The 17,447-nt window shown below is 43.2% G+C and carries 15 protein-coding genes, 1 tRNA gene and 1 pseudogene; 9 read left to right on the top strand and 8 right to left on the bottom strand.

Going from position 1 to position 17,447, the window contains the following annotated elements; translation table 11 throughout:
• Positions 1-181: 181 nt before the first annotated feature.
• Both EFE42_RS10510 and EFE42_RS06635 read right to left on the bottom strand, forming a co-directional pair.
• A tRNA-Cys gene (locus EFE42_RS10510) sits at positions 182-252 on the bottom strand.
• An 86-nt stretch (positions 253-338) separates the two neighbouring features.
• Positions 339-659 carry a transcriptional regulator gene (locus EFE42_RS06635; RefSeq protein WP_233564756.1) on the bottom strand — a complete coding sequence of 107 codons (321 nt, stop codon included), beginning with the start codon at positions 657-659 and terminating at the stop codon, positions 339-341.
• 190 nt (positions 660-849) lie between these two features.
• Here EFE42_RS06635 and EFE42_RS06630 point away from each other — a divergent pair, with 190 nt between their 5' ends.
• The 3 genes from EFE42_RS06630 to larE are packed head-to-tail and all read left to right on the top strand — an operon-like array spanning position 850 to position 2,774.
• Positions 850-1,248 carry an aminotransferase class V-fold PLP-dependent enzyme gene (locus EFE42_RS06630; protein ID WP_233564755.1) on the top strand — a complete coding sequence of 133 codons (399 nt, stop codon included), beginning with the start codon at positions 850-852 and terminating at the stop codon, positions 1,246-1,248.
• Entirely contained in the window at positions 1,241-1,966 is a 726-nt protein-coding gene (locus tag EFE42_RS06625) for a HesA/MoeB/ThiF family protein (protein ID WP_123136507.1), read from the top strand. Before EFE42_RS06630 ends, EFE42_RS06625 begins: the two co-directional genes overlap by 8 nt.
• A gap of 10 nt (positions 1,967-1,976) precedes the next feature.
• Positions 1,977-2,774 (top strand): ATP-dependent sacrificial sulfur transferase LarE, encoded by a 798-nt coding sequence (gene larE, locus EFE42_RS06620; RefSeq protein ID WP_233564754.1) that lies wholly within the window; start codon positions 1,977-1,979, stop codon positions 2,772-2,774.
• Positions 2,775-2,776: 2 nt separating this feature from the next.
• On the opposite strand, the gene EFE42_RS06615 is transcribed toward larE, so the two are convergent.
• Positions 2,777-4,090 (bottom strand): cobyrinate a,c-diamide synthase, encoded by a 1,314-nt coding sequence (locus EFE42_RS06615; protein WP_123136590.1) that lies wholly within the window; start codon positions 4,088-4,090, stop codon positions 2,777-2,779.
• Between the two features lie 122 nt (positions 4,091-4,212).
• Here EFE42_RS06615 and moaA point away from each other — a divergent pair, with 122 nt between their 5' ends.
• Complete coding sequence (moaA, locus tag EFE42_RS06610; protein WP_123136505.1) at positions 4,213-5,133, top strand: GTP 3',8-cyclase MoaA; 921 nt, start codon at positions 4,213-4,215, stop codon at positions 5,131-5,133.
• Positions 5,134-5,145: 12 nt separating this feature from the next.
• Here the strand turns inward: moaA and EFE42_RS06605 are convergent, their stop codons facing one another.
• On the bottom strand, positions 5,146-6,435 hold the full coding sequence (locus EFE42_RS06605) for a hypothetical protein (RefSeq protein ID WP_123136504.1): 1,290 nt from the start codon (positions 6,433-6,435) through the stop codon (positions 5,146-5,148).
• Positions 6,436-6,622: 187 nt separating this feature from the next.
• Here EFE42_RS06605 and EFE42_RS10630 point away from each other — a divergent pair, with 187 nt between their 5' ends.
• Positions 6,623-6,772, top strand: coding sequence for a hypothetical protein (locus EFE42_RS10630; RefSeq protein WP_199724099.1), 150 nt, complete (start codon positions 6,623-6,625; stop codon positions 6,770-6,772).
• Here EFE42_RS10630 and surE read toward each other — a convergent pair whose 3' ends face one another.
• The 4 genes from surE to EFE42_RS06585 all read right to left on the bottom strand — a co-directional run bounded on the left by surE (position 6,773) and on the right by EFE42_RS06585 (position 10,063).
• Positions 6,773-7,561 (bottom strand): 5'/3'-nucleotidase SurE, encoded by a 789-nt coding sequence (gene surE, locus EFE42_RS06600; protein WP_370448672.1) that lies wholly within the window; start codon positions 7,559-7,561, stop codon positions 6,773-6,775.
• Positions 7,562-7,610: 49 nt separating this feature from the next.
• The gene (locus tag EFE42_RS06595; RefSeq protein WP_123136503.1) at positions 7,611-8,090 is read right to left on the bottom strand and encodes a hypothetical protein; all 480 of its coding nucleotides are present in this window, start codon (positions 8,088-8,090) and stop codon (positions 7,611-7,613) included.
• Entirely contained in the window at positions 8,087-9,685 is a 1,599-nt protein-coding gene (locus tag EFE42_RS06590; RefSeq protein WP_123136502.1) for a BCCT family transporter, read from the bottom strand. Before EFE42_RS06590 ends, EFE42_RS06595 begins: the two co-directional genes overlap by 4 nt.
• A 102-nt stretch (positions 9,686-9,787) precedes the next feature.
• Positions 9,788-10,063 carry a hypothetical protein gene (locus EFE42_RS06585; RefSeq protein WP_123136501.1) on the bottom strand — a complete coding sequence of 92 codons (276 nt, stop codon included), beginning with the start codon at positions 10,061-10,063 and terminating at the stop codon, positions 9,788-9,790.
• 246 nt (positions 10,064-10,309) lie between these two features.
• Between EFE42_RS06585 and alaS the strand changes: the two are divergent.
• From alaS to EFE42_RS06565, 4 genes and pseudogenes are all read left to right on the top strand, one after another.
• Positions 10,310-13,084: pseudogene (gene alaS / locus EFE42_RS06580) on the top strand (alanine--tRNA ligase).
• A 95-nt stretch (positions 13,085-13,179) separates the two neighbouring features.
• On the top strand, positions 13,180-14,247 hold the full coding sequence (locus tag EFE42_RS06575; RefSeq protein ID WP_123136500.1) for a response regulator transcription factor: 1,068 nt from the start codon (positions 13,180-13,182) through the stop codon (positions 14,245-14,247).
• A gap of 135 nt (positions 14,248-14,382) precedes the next feature.
• Positions 14,383-14,637, top strand: coding sequence for a hypothetical protein (locus EFE42_RS06570; RefSeq protein WP_123136499.1), 255 nt, complete (start codon positions 14,383-14,385; stop codon positions 14,635-14,637).
• Positions 14,638-14,821: 184 nt separating this feature from the next.
• Entirely contained in the window at positions 14,822-17,419 is a 2,598-nt protein-coding gene (locus EFE42_RS06565) for a valine--tRNA ligase (RefSeq protein WP_123136498.1), read from the top strand.
• Positions 17,420-17,447: the final 28 nt, after the last annotated feature.

The following is a 17,447-nucleotide window of genomic DNA, read 5'->3' as shown; positions in this document are numbered from 1 at the left end:
CATCAACAGTATTATCGATATGGTGGCATGTTCGCTTGCATAATGATAATCAAAACGCTCCACCCCACAAAAGAGGGGGCTTTCCCTCCTACCTGTACCACATATCTTCCAGATCAAAAAGAGCTTCAAAGGTCTTTTCGATTGGATAATCTTTGGCACCTTTCATGTCCTTCCTCCTTAGAGGCCGGAGTGAGAATCGAACTCACCTACACCGATCTGCAGTCGGTTACATAACCACTCTGCCATCCAGCCGATATGTAGCAGACAATTCACAATCGTGAAATGACAATTGGGGATAGTTTTTACTATTATATATATGTTGGGAAACCGGAAAAAAGTTAATCATCATCCGCAGGACAGGCTTCATCTGCCCTCAGCTGGCGACAAATATCACAAAACCTGTGTGACAGATCATCTACTCTACCATCCTGGATATCGACCGCCAGACTAACGATGGAAACTTTTATTTCATCATCAAATTCAATCCTGTATCCCCGTTTTTTGGTAAGATACTGGGAAACCGCAGAAGGAGCCATCCCGAAAAGCTTAGCCACTTCCTGTTGTGTTACACCGTTATCCACCAATTCTTTTGCAAGGGCAGCCCTGATAGCAGGCAGTACATCCCATACCACAACCTGACACGGAGTTTCAGTTTTCATATTCTCATGCCTCATTTACTGTAGATATTGACCTACAAGTATATCACTATTGTGAATGGTGGTTGGTGCTTTCTACTGAATATACGTGCAAAAACTTAAAGGTATAAAAAAATAATATGTTCACATTTGTGACACAGCATGATAAGAATTAAAAAACAATAAGATATTAAAATAAATAAAGGAGGTCACAATGAACACCAACATGGAAAATACAGGAAATATCATTTATCTGGACCATGCAGCCACCACCTTTACTGATCCGAAGGTACTGGAGACGATGATGCCATATTTCACCGAAAATTTCGGCAACCCCTCTTCACCCTACAATATTGCAAACGTATCCAGAAAAGCGGTTGACAGTGCCCGACAGCAGGTGGCCACCGCCATCAATGCAGATACAGATGAGATCTATTTCACAAGCGGAGGGACCGAGTCTGACAACTGGGCCATTAAGGGCGTTGCCTTTGCCAACAGGAAAAAGGGCAACCATATAATCACCACCTCCATAGAACATCATGTTGTATTGCATACATGCCAGTGGCTGGAAAAACAGGGCTTTGAGCCCTTGAAGGAGAAAACCGATGCTTGATGCTACCGAAAAAGAACTCTATAACCGCCAGATAATGATGGTCGGTGAAGAAGGCCAGGAGAAACTTAAAAGCGCAACCGTACTGGTAGCCGGCTGTGGCGGCCTGGGATCACCAATTATGCATTACCTTGCTGTTGCCGGGATTGGGCACATCCGGTTTGTCGATAAGGATACTGTTGAACGGAGTAATCTCAACCGACAAATACTGCACTGGCATCAGGATATCGGAAAAGCCAAAAGCCAGTCTGCTGAAGAAAAACTTGCAGAACTCAATCCCAACATCGAACTGGAAGCCTTCAATACGGAAATCAATGCTGAAAACATAGATGAATTGATACAGGGAGCAGACATAATCGTAGATGCGCTGGATAACTATGAAACACGAATGTTGCTCAACAGGGCCGTAATCCGGCAATCCGTACCCCTGGTCCACGGTGCCGTTCACGGGTTCCACGGCCAGCTCACTACAATCATCCCGGGCAAAACACCCTGCATAGAATGTCTGATCCCTGAAAAACCCCCGAAAGAGGTATTTCCAATCATCGGTTGCACCGCAGGTGTCGTGGGAACCATGCAGGCAAATGAGGTGATCAAGTACCTGCTTGGCTGGGAAGATTTACATGCCGGTCATATTGTAATGTGGGACGGCAGGAGCGGAACGTTAGACAGGATGAAAATATGCCGCAGGATGGACTGCCCAGAGTGCGGCCATTTATAATATGAAAAACATGACAAATAACAAATTGAAACAACTGGAAAATTTCATACAATCCACCGGCCCAATTGCAATTCTTTTTTCAGGAGGTGTGGACAGCAGCCTGCTTTCGGTTGTCTCCAGGGAAATACATGGAGATAAACATATTTGTATCCTGTTGAATTCCCCGCTCATACCCGAATATGCGGTACGCAGGGCAAAACAAACTGCCCATGAATACGGATTAAAGCTGCATATACTGGATATAGATCCCCTTGAATATGAAAATATAAGAATGAACCCGAGGGATCGCTGCTATCACTGTAAGAAGAAAGTAATAGAAGTTGCAAGGAAATATGCTGCCTCCCTGGGTTATACGGTTATTGCTGATGGTACCAACGTCTCGGATACACAGACATTGCGACCCGGGCTTGCCGCCAGCCGGGAAGAGGGGATACTTCACCCTTTCGTGTCCAAAAATATCACCAAAGCAGATATCAGGCAGATAGCAAAACAAAAAGATTGCGACTTCTGGGACCTGCCCTCTTCTGCCTGTCTGGCCTCACGTATACCCTATGGCGAAATGCTGGACGCCGAGAAACTCAAAAGGGCCGAAGAGGGAGAGGACATTCTGCACAGAATGGGATTTTTGCAATGCCGGATGAGATTGCATGACGGGGGAACCCTTGCCCGTATAGAAGTCCCCGCTGAACAAATACCGACGGCTGTCCTGAAAAAGGATGAAATGATCCGGCAACTGAAAGCTACAGGTATCACCCATGTCTGCCTGGATCTCGAAGGTTACAGAAGCGGCAGCATGGATGAGATTTGAGATCAGCGTTGTTTGTACTTGCGACAGCTGTTCACAAAATCATCCACTGGGAATGAGTCGGGGTGGGCATGCATATAACTTGCCACAGAATTGTGTTCATAGATACCATCCATACCGTTAACAATTCCTTTGCCACGCTCCATAGTGTAAGCCAGACGGCTGTCAGACGCACAATCTGTTACAGAGTAATGGAATTCATGACCTCGTACTTCTCCCCTGAATATGGGGGAATGGGCATGCCCTTTAGTGTAGCCCAGTGCCTGCAATTTTTTCGTCATGACGGTCTCGGCGGGGAAAAGGTCAGCCAGTTTATAGACCCTATCCTCAATCTCGTAAGAAGTACAGAGATATTGCAGTCCGCCACATTCCCCGTAGATTGGCATTCCGTCTGCTGAAAGGTCCTTTAGTTTGTGGGTTGTCCGCGACTTTTCAAGTTCTGCTATGTGGAGCTCTGGATAACCCCCTCCGAAGTACATGCCGTCCACATCAGGAATTTCACCTTCAAGCGGACTGAAGAATTTGATTTCAGCCCCGCACCTGCAAAAAGAGTCCAGCATATCCTGATAGTAGAAACAAAATGCACTGTCCATTGCAACGCCTATTGTCACATCAGCCTCCCTGTTGGCGATGCATTCCTCAGGGGCAGCCGGGCGAGGTTCGTTTGCCAGAGATAGCACACCATCCAGATCAACGTTTTCCTCGATGAAGTTACCCAGTTTTTCCAGATCATAATCCCGTTCATCAGCCATGTGCAAACCAAGGTGGCGGGAAGGGACGGTCAGGTCCTGGTTACGGGGCAGGGCACCAACTACCGGCACATCCAGGACATCCCTGATCATTTGAGCATGTCTGGGACTGCCCACACGGTTGAGAACCACACCATCGATATGTACATCACTGTCAAATTCAGAGTAGCCTTTGATGAGGGCCGCAGCACTTCTGGACATGCCGTGCACATTGACTACCAGGATCACAGGGGCACCCAGGGATTTAGCCACATGAGCCGAACTTGCAAGATCTGAGGAATTCATTCCGTCAAAAAGACCCATGACACCTTCAACGACCCCTATATCCGCATCATTATAACTGCAATGAAAACTCTGCCTGACACCTTCCTCTCCCATCATGAACGTATCAAGGTTCCTTGAAGGTCTGCCGCAGATTGCGGTATGATGGGTGGGATCGATGTAATCCGGCCCTACCTTATAGGGCTGGACGTGCATTCCCCTACGGGTCAGGGCAGCCATGATACCCATGGAAACGGTTGTTTTACCGACTCCACTGTGTGTGCCTGCAATAACTATTGATTTTTTCATGGCACAAGTTGGTTTGATTTGGTATTTAAAATATGGGGCGGTAAGCTTCACTGTTACCGGATAAACTTAAGTTTATATACTCCTTTCACCATTCCAAATAAAACACCAATTACCGATATAGCATGACTCCTGAAAAACATCTCACAGATTCCTACGGACGCACTATAAAGAGCCTCAGGATATCGATTACTGATAGGTGTAATCTCAATTGTATTTATTGCCACAATGAAGGGAATATGAAAGTGGCAGATGAAATGTCAGCCCGGAAAATATCTGATATCATCAGGGCAGCCAGCCTGTATGGAGTGGACAGGGTGAAATTCTCCGGCGGAGAGCCGCTTGTCCGCAGGGATTTCGAGGATATACTAAAGAGCCTGCCCCCATTGAAGGATGTATCTGCAACTACCAACGGGATACTGCTGGAAGAGAGAGCCCGGAGCCTCAAGGAAGCAGGATTGGACCGGATAAATGTAAGTTTGGATAGTATTGATGACAAAAACTACAGCTTAATTACTGCAGCAAATCCGGGTGATGTACATAAAGTACTCAGGGGAATCGAAAAAGCAATCGAAGTTGGCCTTACCCCTGTAAAATTGAACATGGTAATGCTCAAAGGGATCAATGAAGACAAAATAGACCAGATGCTTGAATTTGTCCGTAAACACAAAGGCAACATCATACTACAACTCATACAGCTAATGGATTTCCAGGATGTTGTAGAATACCAGGTTGACGTGCAAGGAATTGAAAAGCAACTTGAAGAAAGGGCCGATGAAATCCATGTACGTAAAATGCACCGCCGCAAAAAGTACATCATCGACGGTGCTGAAGTTGAAGTAGTAAGACCCATCGACAATACTGAATTCTGTGCCAATTGCAACCGGTTGCGTGTGACAGCCGACGGGAAACTCAAACCATGCCTGTTGGTTAATGATAATCTTGTGGGTACAAAGGGCGCAAATTCAGAAGATATTCCACGGTTGCTGGAGGAAGTTGTGAAAAAAAGGGTACCTTTTTTCAAAGAAAATATCACGGAGTACTAACAGGTAAGATTGTTACCTGAAATTTATCTCGATATTCTCCTCAAATGCATCATTCACATCTGAGCTCAATTTCGATTTTGTATTTTCCAGCTGCTCTTTCAGGGATTGTAGCCGTTTTGTTTCATCTTTTAGTTTATCCTGTGTGGAAACCAAAGCCTCTTGCTTTTTTGAAATGTCTTTTTCCATGGAGGTTTTCTGATGATACACATCCATCCTGTCCAATTGGTCCCTTGACTGCTCGAGCCTGTTATCGTATTTCTTTTTATCCTCACACAAGGAATTAAGAGAAGAAGAGGTTTTTATTAAATGCACCTGTTCAAGGGTTTTATCTTTCTTCTTATCTTTCAGGCCAAGTGAATCGCTTTGAAGTCTCAGAATTAATTCATCATATAACGGATCCAGATCGTAATCCAGTGCAGAGACAGGATCTTTCATGACAATACCAAGTATATTACGCACTTGTGGCGATAGGGTATGAATTCCGTTTTCATCCTGTTTTTTCATTCTGGATAATGCCTTGGACAATGGGGTGAACATTCTTTTAAGATCAGCTTCTACATCCAGGACCTGTTGCCTGACATCGTCAATTTCACTGTTAATTGCTTCTGCGCGTGGATATTCAGAGCCATTAATCAACTTCTCAAGATCTGATTTTGCATCCTGCAGATTTTCATCCAGAGAGGTATACTTATTCTCCAATTCCTGAATTTTATTTCGACAATCTATTATTTCAGATTCCAGATTATGGATATCTTCAATGTCTTCGAATATATTGCTGATCATTTCCAGCTTATTCCAGGGACCTTCAATTGTCGAAAATAAATCACTTAAAGCATGGTTCAGGTTTGCAAGGTCGCCGTTTATTTTGTTATATTCAGCTGGATAGAGACTTTTTGCATAAAGCATGCTTTTTCGGGTATTGTCCAGAAAACTATCCATATGGGAAAGCGATTCAATATAGAAGGCATGAGCTCCCCCTATGGAATTGTCATGCGGGACAGTGATTTTCTCATCAAGTATTCCCAGGTTATCAACAATAACATCCCGGTTTGAATCTGCGATCTTACTCATTTTCATATCAGCTGATTCAATCGGTGTGGTATCCAGAAAGGAATTTTTATCGACCCTGAGCTGATCAAGTTTATTGTCAATTGCGGAATAAAGATCGCTTATAAGGGGTTTTGCAGAGTTAGCCTCCCTTTCATATCTGGTTTTACTCCATTCATAGAGATTTTCAAATTCCAGATGCAATTCTTCAGGCTCATCCTTGCCCTTACCAAATAGTTTCTTGAGGAAATCCATATGTTCAGATTAAAAAACATGTTGATTTGTTAAAAAGATTCTGCATGAAGAAAAATTGAAGCATAAATATTAAATCAACTTCCGGACATCAGGTTCAAATTAGAATATTTAATGCAGAAATAGAAGGATACAAAGGAAAATAAATATTGGAATCCATTCTATATGTACAAAAAAGGAAGTGTCAAAAATGAAAGTCGAACTCAATGTTGATGGTGAAAATATAGAAATAAACGATTTTGTTCAGCAATTCCTGGGAAAAACTGCTGCAGCTTCTGCAGAAAGTCTGCATGGTGTCGACCCGACCTGGAAAGAGATCGACATCCATATCAAAAAGTAATCAAAGTAATTTTTCTATTTCCGAGTTGTCCACCCGGGAAGTTGAATCCAGACTCAGAGGTGTTATAGATATGTGCCCCTTCTGGATAACTGCATGCACATCGGTACCTTCTTCACCCTGTGGCATAAGGTCACCTGCCAGCCAGTAATATGGCCTGCCCCTGGGATCATGACGCTCCTCCACTTCCATATTGAAAAACTTCCTTGCAAGACGGGTGATCTCGATCTCGGTATCTTCTTCCACATCATGCGGCAGGTTCACATTCAAAACATCCACATTTTCAGGCATTCCATATTCCAGAACTTTTTTTGCGATCCGGTTTACTACCTTGATACCAACCTCAAAATCATGTTCATAATCCCGCAGATCATCGAACTTGAGTCCCTGTTCTATGACCTGAATGGAAACCGCAATTGCCGGGATACCATAACTTGCACCTTCCAGAGCTGCACCCACGGTTCCTGATGTAGTGGCGGTATCAGTACTGATATTTTCCCCGATATTAAAGCCCGATACAATAAGATCGGGTTTTTCCTTCATAACCGAAAATATCCCCAGTATCACAGAATCCGTAGGAGTGCCTCCTATTGCATAAGCCTCTACACCATTTATCTTTGTACGGTTCATCCGCAGAGGCTCAAAAATAGAAATTGACCGCCCTACACCGCTCTGCTGGAAAGCCGGTGCAGCAATCGTCACATCACCCAGTGAATCCACACTTTTGTAAGCAGCACGTATACCAGCTGAATAAACACCATCATCGTTGGTAAGCAGAATTTTTTTCGACATGAAAAGCCAGATTAACCTTAAGGGTTTTAAAGGTAATGAATTGAATAAATCAGTAATTGATCCACTTGGAATATTCTGCGACAAAGCATTCGATGATATCTTCCCGGGTCAGGTTCTCTATATCATATTCATGGATTGGACCATGGCGAAGTAATATTTCCACCTTACGGATACGTGGCTGCTCTTCATCTGCATGTTGCGGAAAAGCAAAACCGGCCTTTTGGTAGGCCCTCCCTCTTATCTCAAAATAGAACTCCTCAACCTGTTCATCAGGCTTTTTGTCGGGAGGAGCATAAACGGTCAGAGAGGCAGAATTCATTCCGGTACCATCCACATTAACCTTAACAGTTCTGCCATATTTTTCAATTTCCTTTTTCAGGCCGTCATAAGCAGGAAATACCACATGTTTGAAAAAATCCCTCATATTGAGTTCTGCAAACCTGACATTCATTTCCTGCATACTCCTTTCCCCGGAATTTTTCTTTTCCGTCTGGAAAATATCCCGCAGTTTTTGTTCCCACATATTCATTTGGACCCTCCCCCGAATAGTTCTCCTACCAATTGCTTAGCTCTATTATCTGATGTATTTTCCGGCGGTTTTTTCTCCGAATTTATGATCCTATAACCATCAGACTCAGCTTTTAGTCCCTTCGATATGCTGTAACACATCAGAATTAAAACTACACAGAAAGGCAGAGCCGTGGTAAGAGCAGCTGTCTGCAACCCCACAAGTCCCCCGGTCAACAGGAGAACAGCTGCAACAGCACCCTGAAGCAGAGACCAGAACAATCTCAGGGGTTTCGCAGGTTTGGGATCTCCCCCGGAAGAAAGGATGGAGATGACAAGGGATCCCGAATCAGAAGATGTGACAAAAAAGGTCATTACGACAATCGTTGCAAGGGCAGAACTCACCAGTGAACCCGGTAATTTATCTAACAGGACATAAAGGGCAGTGGGAATACTTGTCTGGACGGCATTTATAATACCACCGTTGCCAAAAACCTCCATATGAATTGCTGTGTTACCAAAGACGATTATCCAGATGAAAGTTACAATTGCAGGAGCAAGCAGTACTCCCCTGATAAATTCCCTGATTGTGCGCCCCCGGGACACACGTGCAATGAACATGCCAACAAAGGGTGACCAGGAGATCCACCAGCCCCAGTAGAACATGGCCCACATTTTCTGCCATTCTAGGCCGGTGAACGCATCGGTCTGGAAAGTAAGATAAACAATGTTTTGCAAATAGTAACCTATACTTTGTACATATGAACTCAAAAGAAAAACAGAGGGACCTACGATAAAGACGAATATAACAAGGGTAAGACCCAGCAGGATGTTGACCTGACTCAATATGCGTATACCCCTGTTCAGGCCCGACATCACGGAAGTAGTGGCTGCAAGAGTTATGAATCCAATCAGCAAAATCTGGTTATTTATGGACACCGACATCAGCCCAAGATAATCCATTCCTGCATTTATCTGCATCACACCCAGGCCCAGCGAAGTGGCAACACCAAACAATGTACCAAAGATAGCCAGTACTTCCACAATATTTCCACGTATTCCATATATCTTATTACCAAACAACGGATACATTGTAGAGCGAATGGTTAGCGGCATATCATGCCTGTAGGAAAAATATGCAAGGGAAAGACCCACCACAATATATATTGCCCAGGCATGGAGTCCCCAATGGAAAAAAGTGAGATTCATCGCTTCAACTGCCGCCTCAATTGTGCCGGGTGCAGCATCCCGCGGGGAAGCGAGATGAAGAATTGGTTCAGCAACACTATAAAAAAGCAGCCCTATGCCCATACCTGCACTGAAAAGCATTGCAAACCAGGTGGTATCCTTATATTCCGGCCGATCCGAATCCTTGCCCAATCTTATGGTCCCATAAGGACTGAAATACAGCCATACAACAAATATGAGAAAAAATGCAACAGAGAGAATATAGAACCAGCCAAAATTTACTACAATCGCATCTTGTAATGTTCCAAAAATTTCAGACAATGTTTTTGTGAAAAAAACCCCCATAAACACAAAAAACAATACCAGAACTGCCGATACATAAAAAACATGAGGATTTAACTGAAACCCGGGACTTGCCTTTATCTGCATGTTGCCTCCTACCTATAAGGTAATGGCACAGAGACAAATTACAAAAGAGTTTTGATTATATATTTACTGATTCATATAAAAAGGAGGAAAGGATAAAAGAATTCAATCATTCAGGGAAAAGGGAGTTACTAACTTTGCATAATTCACTTCGTGAATATTTTCATTTTCGGAAATGTCACCCACAAACTGGGCTCCGTTAACTTCATAGTCACCCATTCCATACGTAGTTTCAAATTCTTCTTCCGCTGCAACAGGATCACAGAGATATATTTGGAGCTCACCATTTGAATCAAGGAATACCGAAGGATGAACACCGGTTTTTTCATAATCTTCTACTGCACCCCTGAAAACCATTGACATGTAATTAATAGTCTGCATTAATATCATCTCCTCAATAAGAGAAACTACTTATGGACATTCATATAATCCAAATGTACACAAATTGGTCGAAAAAGAGCGTATTAATGACTGTGTGTGTTCAAAAAATATGGTATAATAAATATAAATATCAAATAATAACTCATTGAGAAGTGTATATATGAGAAATATTTTTAAACATGGGGGCATTAGGCATAAGAATCTAAGGTTCTATTGTTACGATTAACTATTCAATTTGGGATTATTATGCTTGAAGAGGAATACGATATAAATTTCTTCTACGAAAACGGTTTTATCAGAAAACAGTGCCAAAAATGTGGCAGTTATTTCTGGACCCGTGACAGAGACAGGGATACATGCGGAGATGCACCCTGTGACCCATATTCATTCATCGGCAACCCCGTCTTCAAGAAAAAGTTTAATCTTGCACAGATGAGGGAGTTTTATCTTAGTTACTTTGAGAAAAATGGACACACACGTATTGAAAGATACCCTGTGATAGCACGCTGGAGAAATGATATCTATCTTACTATCGCCTCCATAGCAGATTTCCAGCCCTTTGTAACGTCCGGACAGGTTGCACCCCCTGCAAACCCACTCACCATATCCCAACCATGCATTCGTCTTTCTGACCTGGATGCAGTAGGAAGAAGTGGCCGACATCTGACTACCTTTGAGATGATGGCACACCACGCATTCAACAAAAAGGATAATGAGATCTACTGGAAAGACCAGACATTACAACTTTGCGACGGCCTGCTCAACGAACTTGGAGTAGATCCTTTTGCTGTAACCTACAAGGAGGAACCCTGGGCAGGTGGCGGAAACGCCGGTGCCTGTGTTGAAGTTCTCATAGGCGGCCTGGAAGTGGCAACCCTTGTGTTTATGAATCTCCGGCAATCCAAAGACGGAGATATCGTGATCAAAGGTGATACCTACAGGAAAATGGACAATTACATAGTGGACACAGGGTACGGATTGGAAAGGCTGGTATGGGCGTCCCAGGGCACCCCTACTGTATACGATGCCATATTCCCGGAAGTTGTGGGGGAACTCATGGAATTGGCAGGAGTGGAGCATCGGCTGGAAGATAAGGATTATGCAAATATTTTATCCCAGAACGCCCGGCTTGCAGGCCTGATGGATGTGAGCGAAAAGGCAAACCTGCTGGAATTGCGCAAACAGGTAGCTTCAAACATAGGAATTACTGCTGATAAACTGGGCACCATAATGGAGCCCGTTGAAACGGCATATGCCATTGCAGACCATGCCCGTTGTATAACATTTATGATGGGTGACGGAATAATACCTTCAAATGTCAAAGCAGGATATCTTGCAAGACTTGTGATCAGACGTACAATGAAAATGATGCAGGACCTTGGCATCACAATCCCGCTATCTGACATTATACAGATGCACATCAACCATCTCCCTGAATATCCTGAATTCGCCGACAGATTTGATGTAATAAACGACATACTGGATAATGAAGAAAAGAAATTCCAGGAAACCCTGCAGCGCGGGAAGAAACTCATACAAAAATCTGCAAAGCACTACAAGAAGAAGGGAGAAAAAATGCCTCTTGACACTGTTATAGACATGTATGACAGTCATGGCATACCGGCTGAGATATCCAAAGAAGCTGCCTCTGAAGTTGGAGTGGAAGTCGAACTACCAGATAATTTTTACTCCCTTGTCGCTGAGCGTCACAGCAGATCCGTACAGGAAGAAGAAAAAGAAATCCCCCATGCAGGTCGTCTCAAGAAACTCCCTCCTACAAAACGGCTTTTCTACGATGAGCCAAAAAGAATGGAATTCGAAGCTGTTGTTCTTGATGTTTTTGACAATAATATAGTGCTCGACAGCACACTTCTCTATCCGGAAGGAGGGGGACAGCCACCTGACCATGGCACATTCATGGTAGATGATTCCTTACTCAAAGTGATCGATGTCCAGATATTTGACGGCGTGGTCATCCATACCATAGAAGAAATCGAAGATGAACTCCATATTCGAAAAGGAGATATGGTTACGGGTAAAGTGGATGAAAAGCGTCGTATGGCGCATGCAAGAAATCATACTGCAACCCATATAATAAATGATGCAGCGCGGCAGGTGCTGGGAGAACATATATGGCAGGCAGGCGCACAGAAATTCGCCGATCGTGCCAGGCTCGATATTTCTCATTACAAAAGGATTGCTCCTGAGGAAATCAATGAGATAGAGATGATTGCAAACCAGATGGTAATGGAGAATAAGCGAGTGATCAGTGAGTGGATGGATCGCAGTACCGCCGAAAAAAGATATGGATTTTGCCTTTACCAGGGCGGAGTACCCCCAGGAGACCGCATTCGCGTATTGCATGTAGGAAACGATATTGAAGCCTGTGCAGGGACCCACTGCACCTTTACAGGACAGGTAGGCCCCATCAAGATTCTGAAGACAGAACGGATACAGGATGGAGTAGAACGTATTGAATATGCAGCAGGCGAAGCTGCTGTTGTAGCTTTCCAGACAAGGGATAAACTTCTCAGAAGTTCTGCAGAAACTTTGAGGGTAGCTCCCGAGCAACTACCGTCAACCATTGAACGCTTCTTCACTGAATGGAAAGAATTTAAGAAAGAAAACATCCGGCTCAAGAAAGAACTGGCAGAATCCCGCGTAAACCATTTAATCGAAAATACTGAACAGATAAAGGAGATTCGCTTTATAAGTTCAAGAGTAGACGGTGCAGATGCCGATGAACTTACCCGAATGGCAGGAGAATTTGCTTCAAGTGACGATATTGTTGCATTACTCTTAAGTGATCATGAAGGTGTCAAGATCGCAGCTGCTGCGGGTGACAGTGCAGTTTCAAAAGGGGTTAACGTAGGAAACATCGTACGTGAAATAGCAAGTCTAACCGGTGGAGGTGGAGGAGGTAAACCTTCAATGGCACGTGGTGGAGGCTAGGATAGTTCAAAGATTGACGAAGGTCTTGCACTGGGTCGCCGGATGGTAGAAAAGCAACTCGGGGATTAATAAAAAATGTATGGGACTTATTACATTGTGAACAGAAGTCCCAAACATTAATATTCTAAAACGCCAAATAGAGATATCAGGAGGAGTAGAGGGAAATGTCCGGCGAAGATACCGCAGAGATTATGGATACATTTCGTGAAGGACTTGCCGACAAAACTACTGTTTTTCTGGCTCCTGCAAGTGTATCCAGTGAAAGGTTAATCTATTTTTATATTCATTCCATACTCGAAAATGATGATCAAAAGAGTATAATATGGCTCTGTCTGAAAAACTCAAGAGACAGGATAATAGCTAATTTTAGAGATTATGAGATGGGAATTGGAAACTATCTGGATAGAATGTGGTTTATAGATATTGAAGATCCTTCAAAAGAGAAAAAAGAAAATACCCTTTACTATTCTTCCCAGACCGATTATATGAAAATCGGGTCACATACCTCTAAACTATTTTCTGAAATGCCCGGATCAATAATGGTCATTGATGACATGAATATCCTTTCAAAGGATAATCTCCAGGTCGTTGAAAATTTCCTGAAATACGTTATGTCAAATGTCCACCAGCATGAAGGAAGCGCTGTTTCAATGCTCAATAAAGGTTCTGCTGGTGAAAAAGAAGGAACTTTGGTATCCTTTTTCGATGTTGTAATAGATGCCTCGGATACCGGAGAGATGCATGTTGAAATGGGACTGAAAAGTCTTGATGTGAAATACGTAGTGGACAAGGGAAAAATCAATCTATACTATATCCAGAAAAAGATCAAAAAAGAAAGACTAAAAATACTTATTGTAGATGATGAACCCGATATTCCCGATCTTTTGAAATTGTCCCTTAAAGATGAACCCTACGATTTTTTAGTTGCATATAACGGGAAAGATGCTATCGAAATTGCAAGAGAAGAACTTCCCGATCTTATATTACTGGATATAATGATGCCGGATATGGACGGTTATGAGGTCGTTGAGACCCTGAAAAAGAAAAGGGACACAAGAGACATTGCAATTATCATGATTACAGCCAAAACAAAAGTAGATGACAAACTAAAGGGAATGGAACTGGGTATTGATGATTATATTTCAAAACCCTTTGACAAAAGGGAAGTTAATGCCCGTATAAAGATGGTTATGAAACGTTTTGGCTGGAAACCTCCCGAAGAGAGGGAATAATTACTAAACTTTCCTTTTGTAGCTTTTGTAATTTGAATATTATAATTACAACCATCAAAAACATTAATTTTAAAAACTCTGGTAACCGCACCAAGTTGCAGGCCATGTCTGATAAAAAAGTACCCAGGTGACAGGATGAAAAAAGAAAGATCATTATATCGCAACCCCTATCTTATAGCAGTACTCTATATCATTACAATTCTTTTTCTGTATACGGCATACCGTGATCTGATAGCTATAGCTGTTGGCGGAATATTTATAACCATTTTTGGCCTGATGTACGGAGTGCAGGAACATGACAGAGATCTTATATTTTACTCCAGTCTTTTTTTATCCGCATCAATCGTGGCAATAATCATAGCTGGTACCTTTGTTTCACTCATTGCATAACTTAAATTGAGTTCACCAAACCATATTCTGTGACCATGCTATTCTATAGAAGGCATTTCACACATAAGCAAACCTTTAATATAAGATTAGACAAGATGTTGTTCGAGATTTGCCGGATATACATACATTATGCCATCCGGTACTGAATATCAAACTTATTTATCATAATTATCGGAGTGTCCTGATGACGATCCCTAAAGAATATAACCCCCAAGAAGTGGAAAAAAGATGGCAGAATGCCTGGGACATGTCAATGTACCATTTTGATTGGGAAGATGAGAATAAACCCCAGTATATAATAGATACCCCCCCTCCCTATCCTACGGGCAATTTCCATATAGGAAATTCCCTAAATTGGTGTTATATCGATTTTGTTGCAAGATACAAACGCATGCAGGGATTCAATGTTATGTTCCCACAGGGATGGGACTGTCATGGCCTTCCCACTGAGGTGAAGGTAGAAGAAATACATGGCATCACAAAAAATCAAGTTCCAAGAGCTGAATTCAGGAAACTCTGTGAAGAACTTACAATCGGAAATATAGAGAAAATGCGCCAGACAATGCGCATGCTGGGTTTTTCGGTGGATTGGAGTAACGAATTCATCACAATGAAGCCGGAGTATTTCGTAAAAACACAGCACTCCTTTGTCCAGATGCAAAAACAGGGACGTATCTATCAGGCCGATCATCCGGTGAACTGGTGTCCGCGCTGTGAAACAGCTATTGCCTTTGCAGAAGTCGAATATGAAGCAAGGGACACAAAACTGAATTACCTGAACTTTGATAAAGTCAAGATCGCCACCACCCGACCCGAACTCCTTGCTGCCTGTGTGGCTGTGGCAATCAATCCCGAAGATGAAAGGTATAAGGAAAACATTGGTGAAAATGTAAAAGTACCTTTATTTGAGCATGAGGTGCCTGTAATCGCAGACAAAGAGGTCGATTCGGAATTCGGTACAGGCGTGGTAATGATATGTACCTTCGGTGACAAACAGGATGTACGCTGGTGGATCGAGCATAACCTGCCCCTGCGCAAGGCAATTGACCGGAATGGCTTTATGACAGATATTGCCGGCAAGTATGAAGGAATGAAATCTTCAGAATGCAAGGATGCAATCATTGGAGATCTCAAAGAGCAGGGTTACCTGTACGATCAGGACAGCCTTGACCAGAATGTGGGAATGTGCTGGCGGTGCAACACACCGATAGAGATCCTTTCTGAAAGGCAATGGTTTGTCAAAATAGAAAATGATAAAATCCTTGAGACTGCAAATGAGATCAACTGGATTCCCGACTACATGAAGATACGTCTGGAGAACTGGACAAACACCATGGAATGGGATTGGTGCATATCCAGACAGCGTATTTTTGCCACCCCCATACCTGTGTGGTACTGCAAAAAGTGTGGAAAATCCCTGATTGCAGAAGAGGACTGGTTGCCTCTTGATCCCACACAGACAAAACCTCCAATACCCTGTGAATGTGGTTCGACTGATTTTGAAGCTGAAGAAGATGTACTGGATACCTGGATGGACTCATCCCTGACAGCCCTGCATGTTACAGGCTGGCTTACAGATCATGAAATGAGATCACCTGCACAGCTGCGACCCCAGGGCCACGATATTATCCGCACGTGGGCATTTTACAGCATACTGCGCTCCAAAGCTCTTCAGGATTCCAAACCCTGGGACTCTATCATGATAAATGGTATGGTACTCGGAGAAGACGGACACAAGATGAGCAAATCCCGGGGCAACATTATATCTCCGGAAGAGGTCGTTGACCAGTACAGCTCTGATGCTTTCCGCCAGTGGGCTGCAATCGGAGGTTCTACGGGTTCTGATGTAATGTTTAGATGGAAAGATGTAGTATCAGGATCCAGATACTTTAACAAAATGTGGAGTATATTCCGCTTTTCAGTGTCCCATCTGGAAGAAGTACTACCCGAAATCCCTGAAGTTGCCACATCCAGCCTGGGCACAGTAGATCGCTGGCTACTCAGCAAACTCAACAGGCTGATAATTTCAGTAACCGAAAATATGGATAACTACCAGTTCGACGAAGCCTGCAAATCCATACGCGGATTTGCCTGGGAAACCCTTGCGGACAATTACATCGAACTTGTTAAAGCCAGACTATATGGAGAGGATGAAACTTCAAAGAAAGCAGCCCGCTACACCCTCCACACAACCCTGGAAACTCTGACCCGCATGCTTGCACCCTTTGCGCCTTTCTTTGCAGAGGAAGTTTATTCTCATATTTCTACAGGCAGCGTCCACCAAAAAAAATGGCCCTCTGCAAACAGGGAAATAATCGATGAAACTGCTGAGAAGCAGGGTGAAATAATAAAAGACCTCGCAAGCAGTATACGCAGATATAAATCAGATTGTGGGATGGCTCTGAATGCTCCCTTAAAGAAGATCGAGATATATTCTGTAATGGATGATGTTACAGACCTTGAGGGAGCTACAAACTCTGCAGTGGAAGTTATAGAAGGAAAACCCGAATTTGAACATGTGCCTGTGGATGTGAAACCCAACATGGGAATCATCGGACCAAAATTCCGCAAACAGGCTGGTAGTATAATCTCCACCCTGAATAACATGGATGCATCCAGGGTTGCACAGATGAAGGAGTCTGGATCCATTGATATTGAAGTTGATGGAGAAAAAATAAGTCTGGAACCTGAAAGTGTGGAAATAATAAAGGAAGTCACGTCTGCGGGCAGGACTGTAGACGTCCTTGAGGTCAGCGATGTAATGGCCGTAATATTGCGCTGATTTCGCTATTTATTTATTGGAGTACTCC

It is taken from the genome of Methanohalophilus sp. RSK, from assembly GCF_003722075.1.
Taxonomy (GTDB): Archaea; Halobacteriota; Methanosarcinia; order Methanosarcinales; family Methanosarcinaceae; genus Methanohalophilus.
Note: the sequence above shows the minus strand (reverse complement) of the source record. Positions and strands in the feature narration are given on the sequence as shown.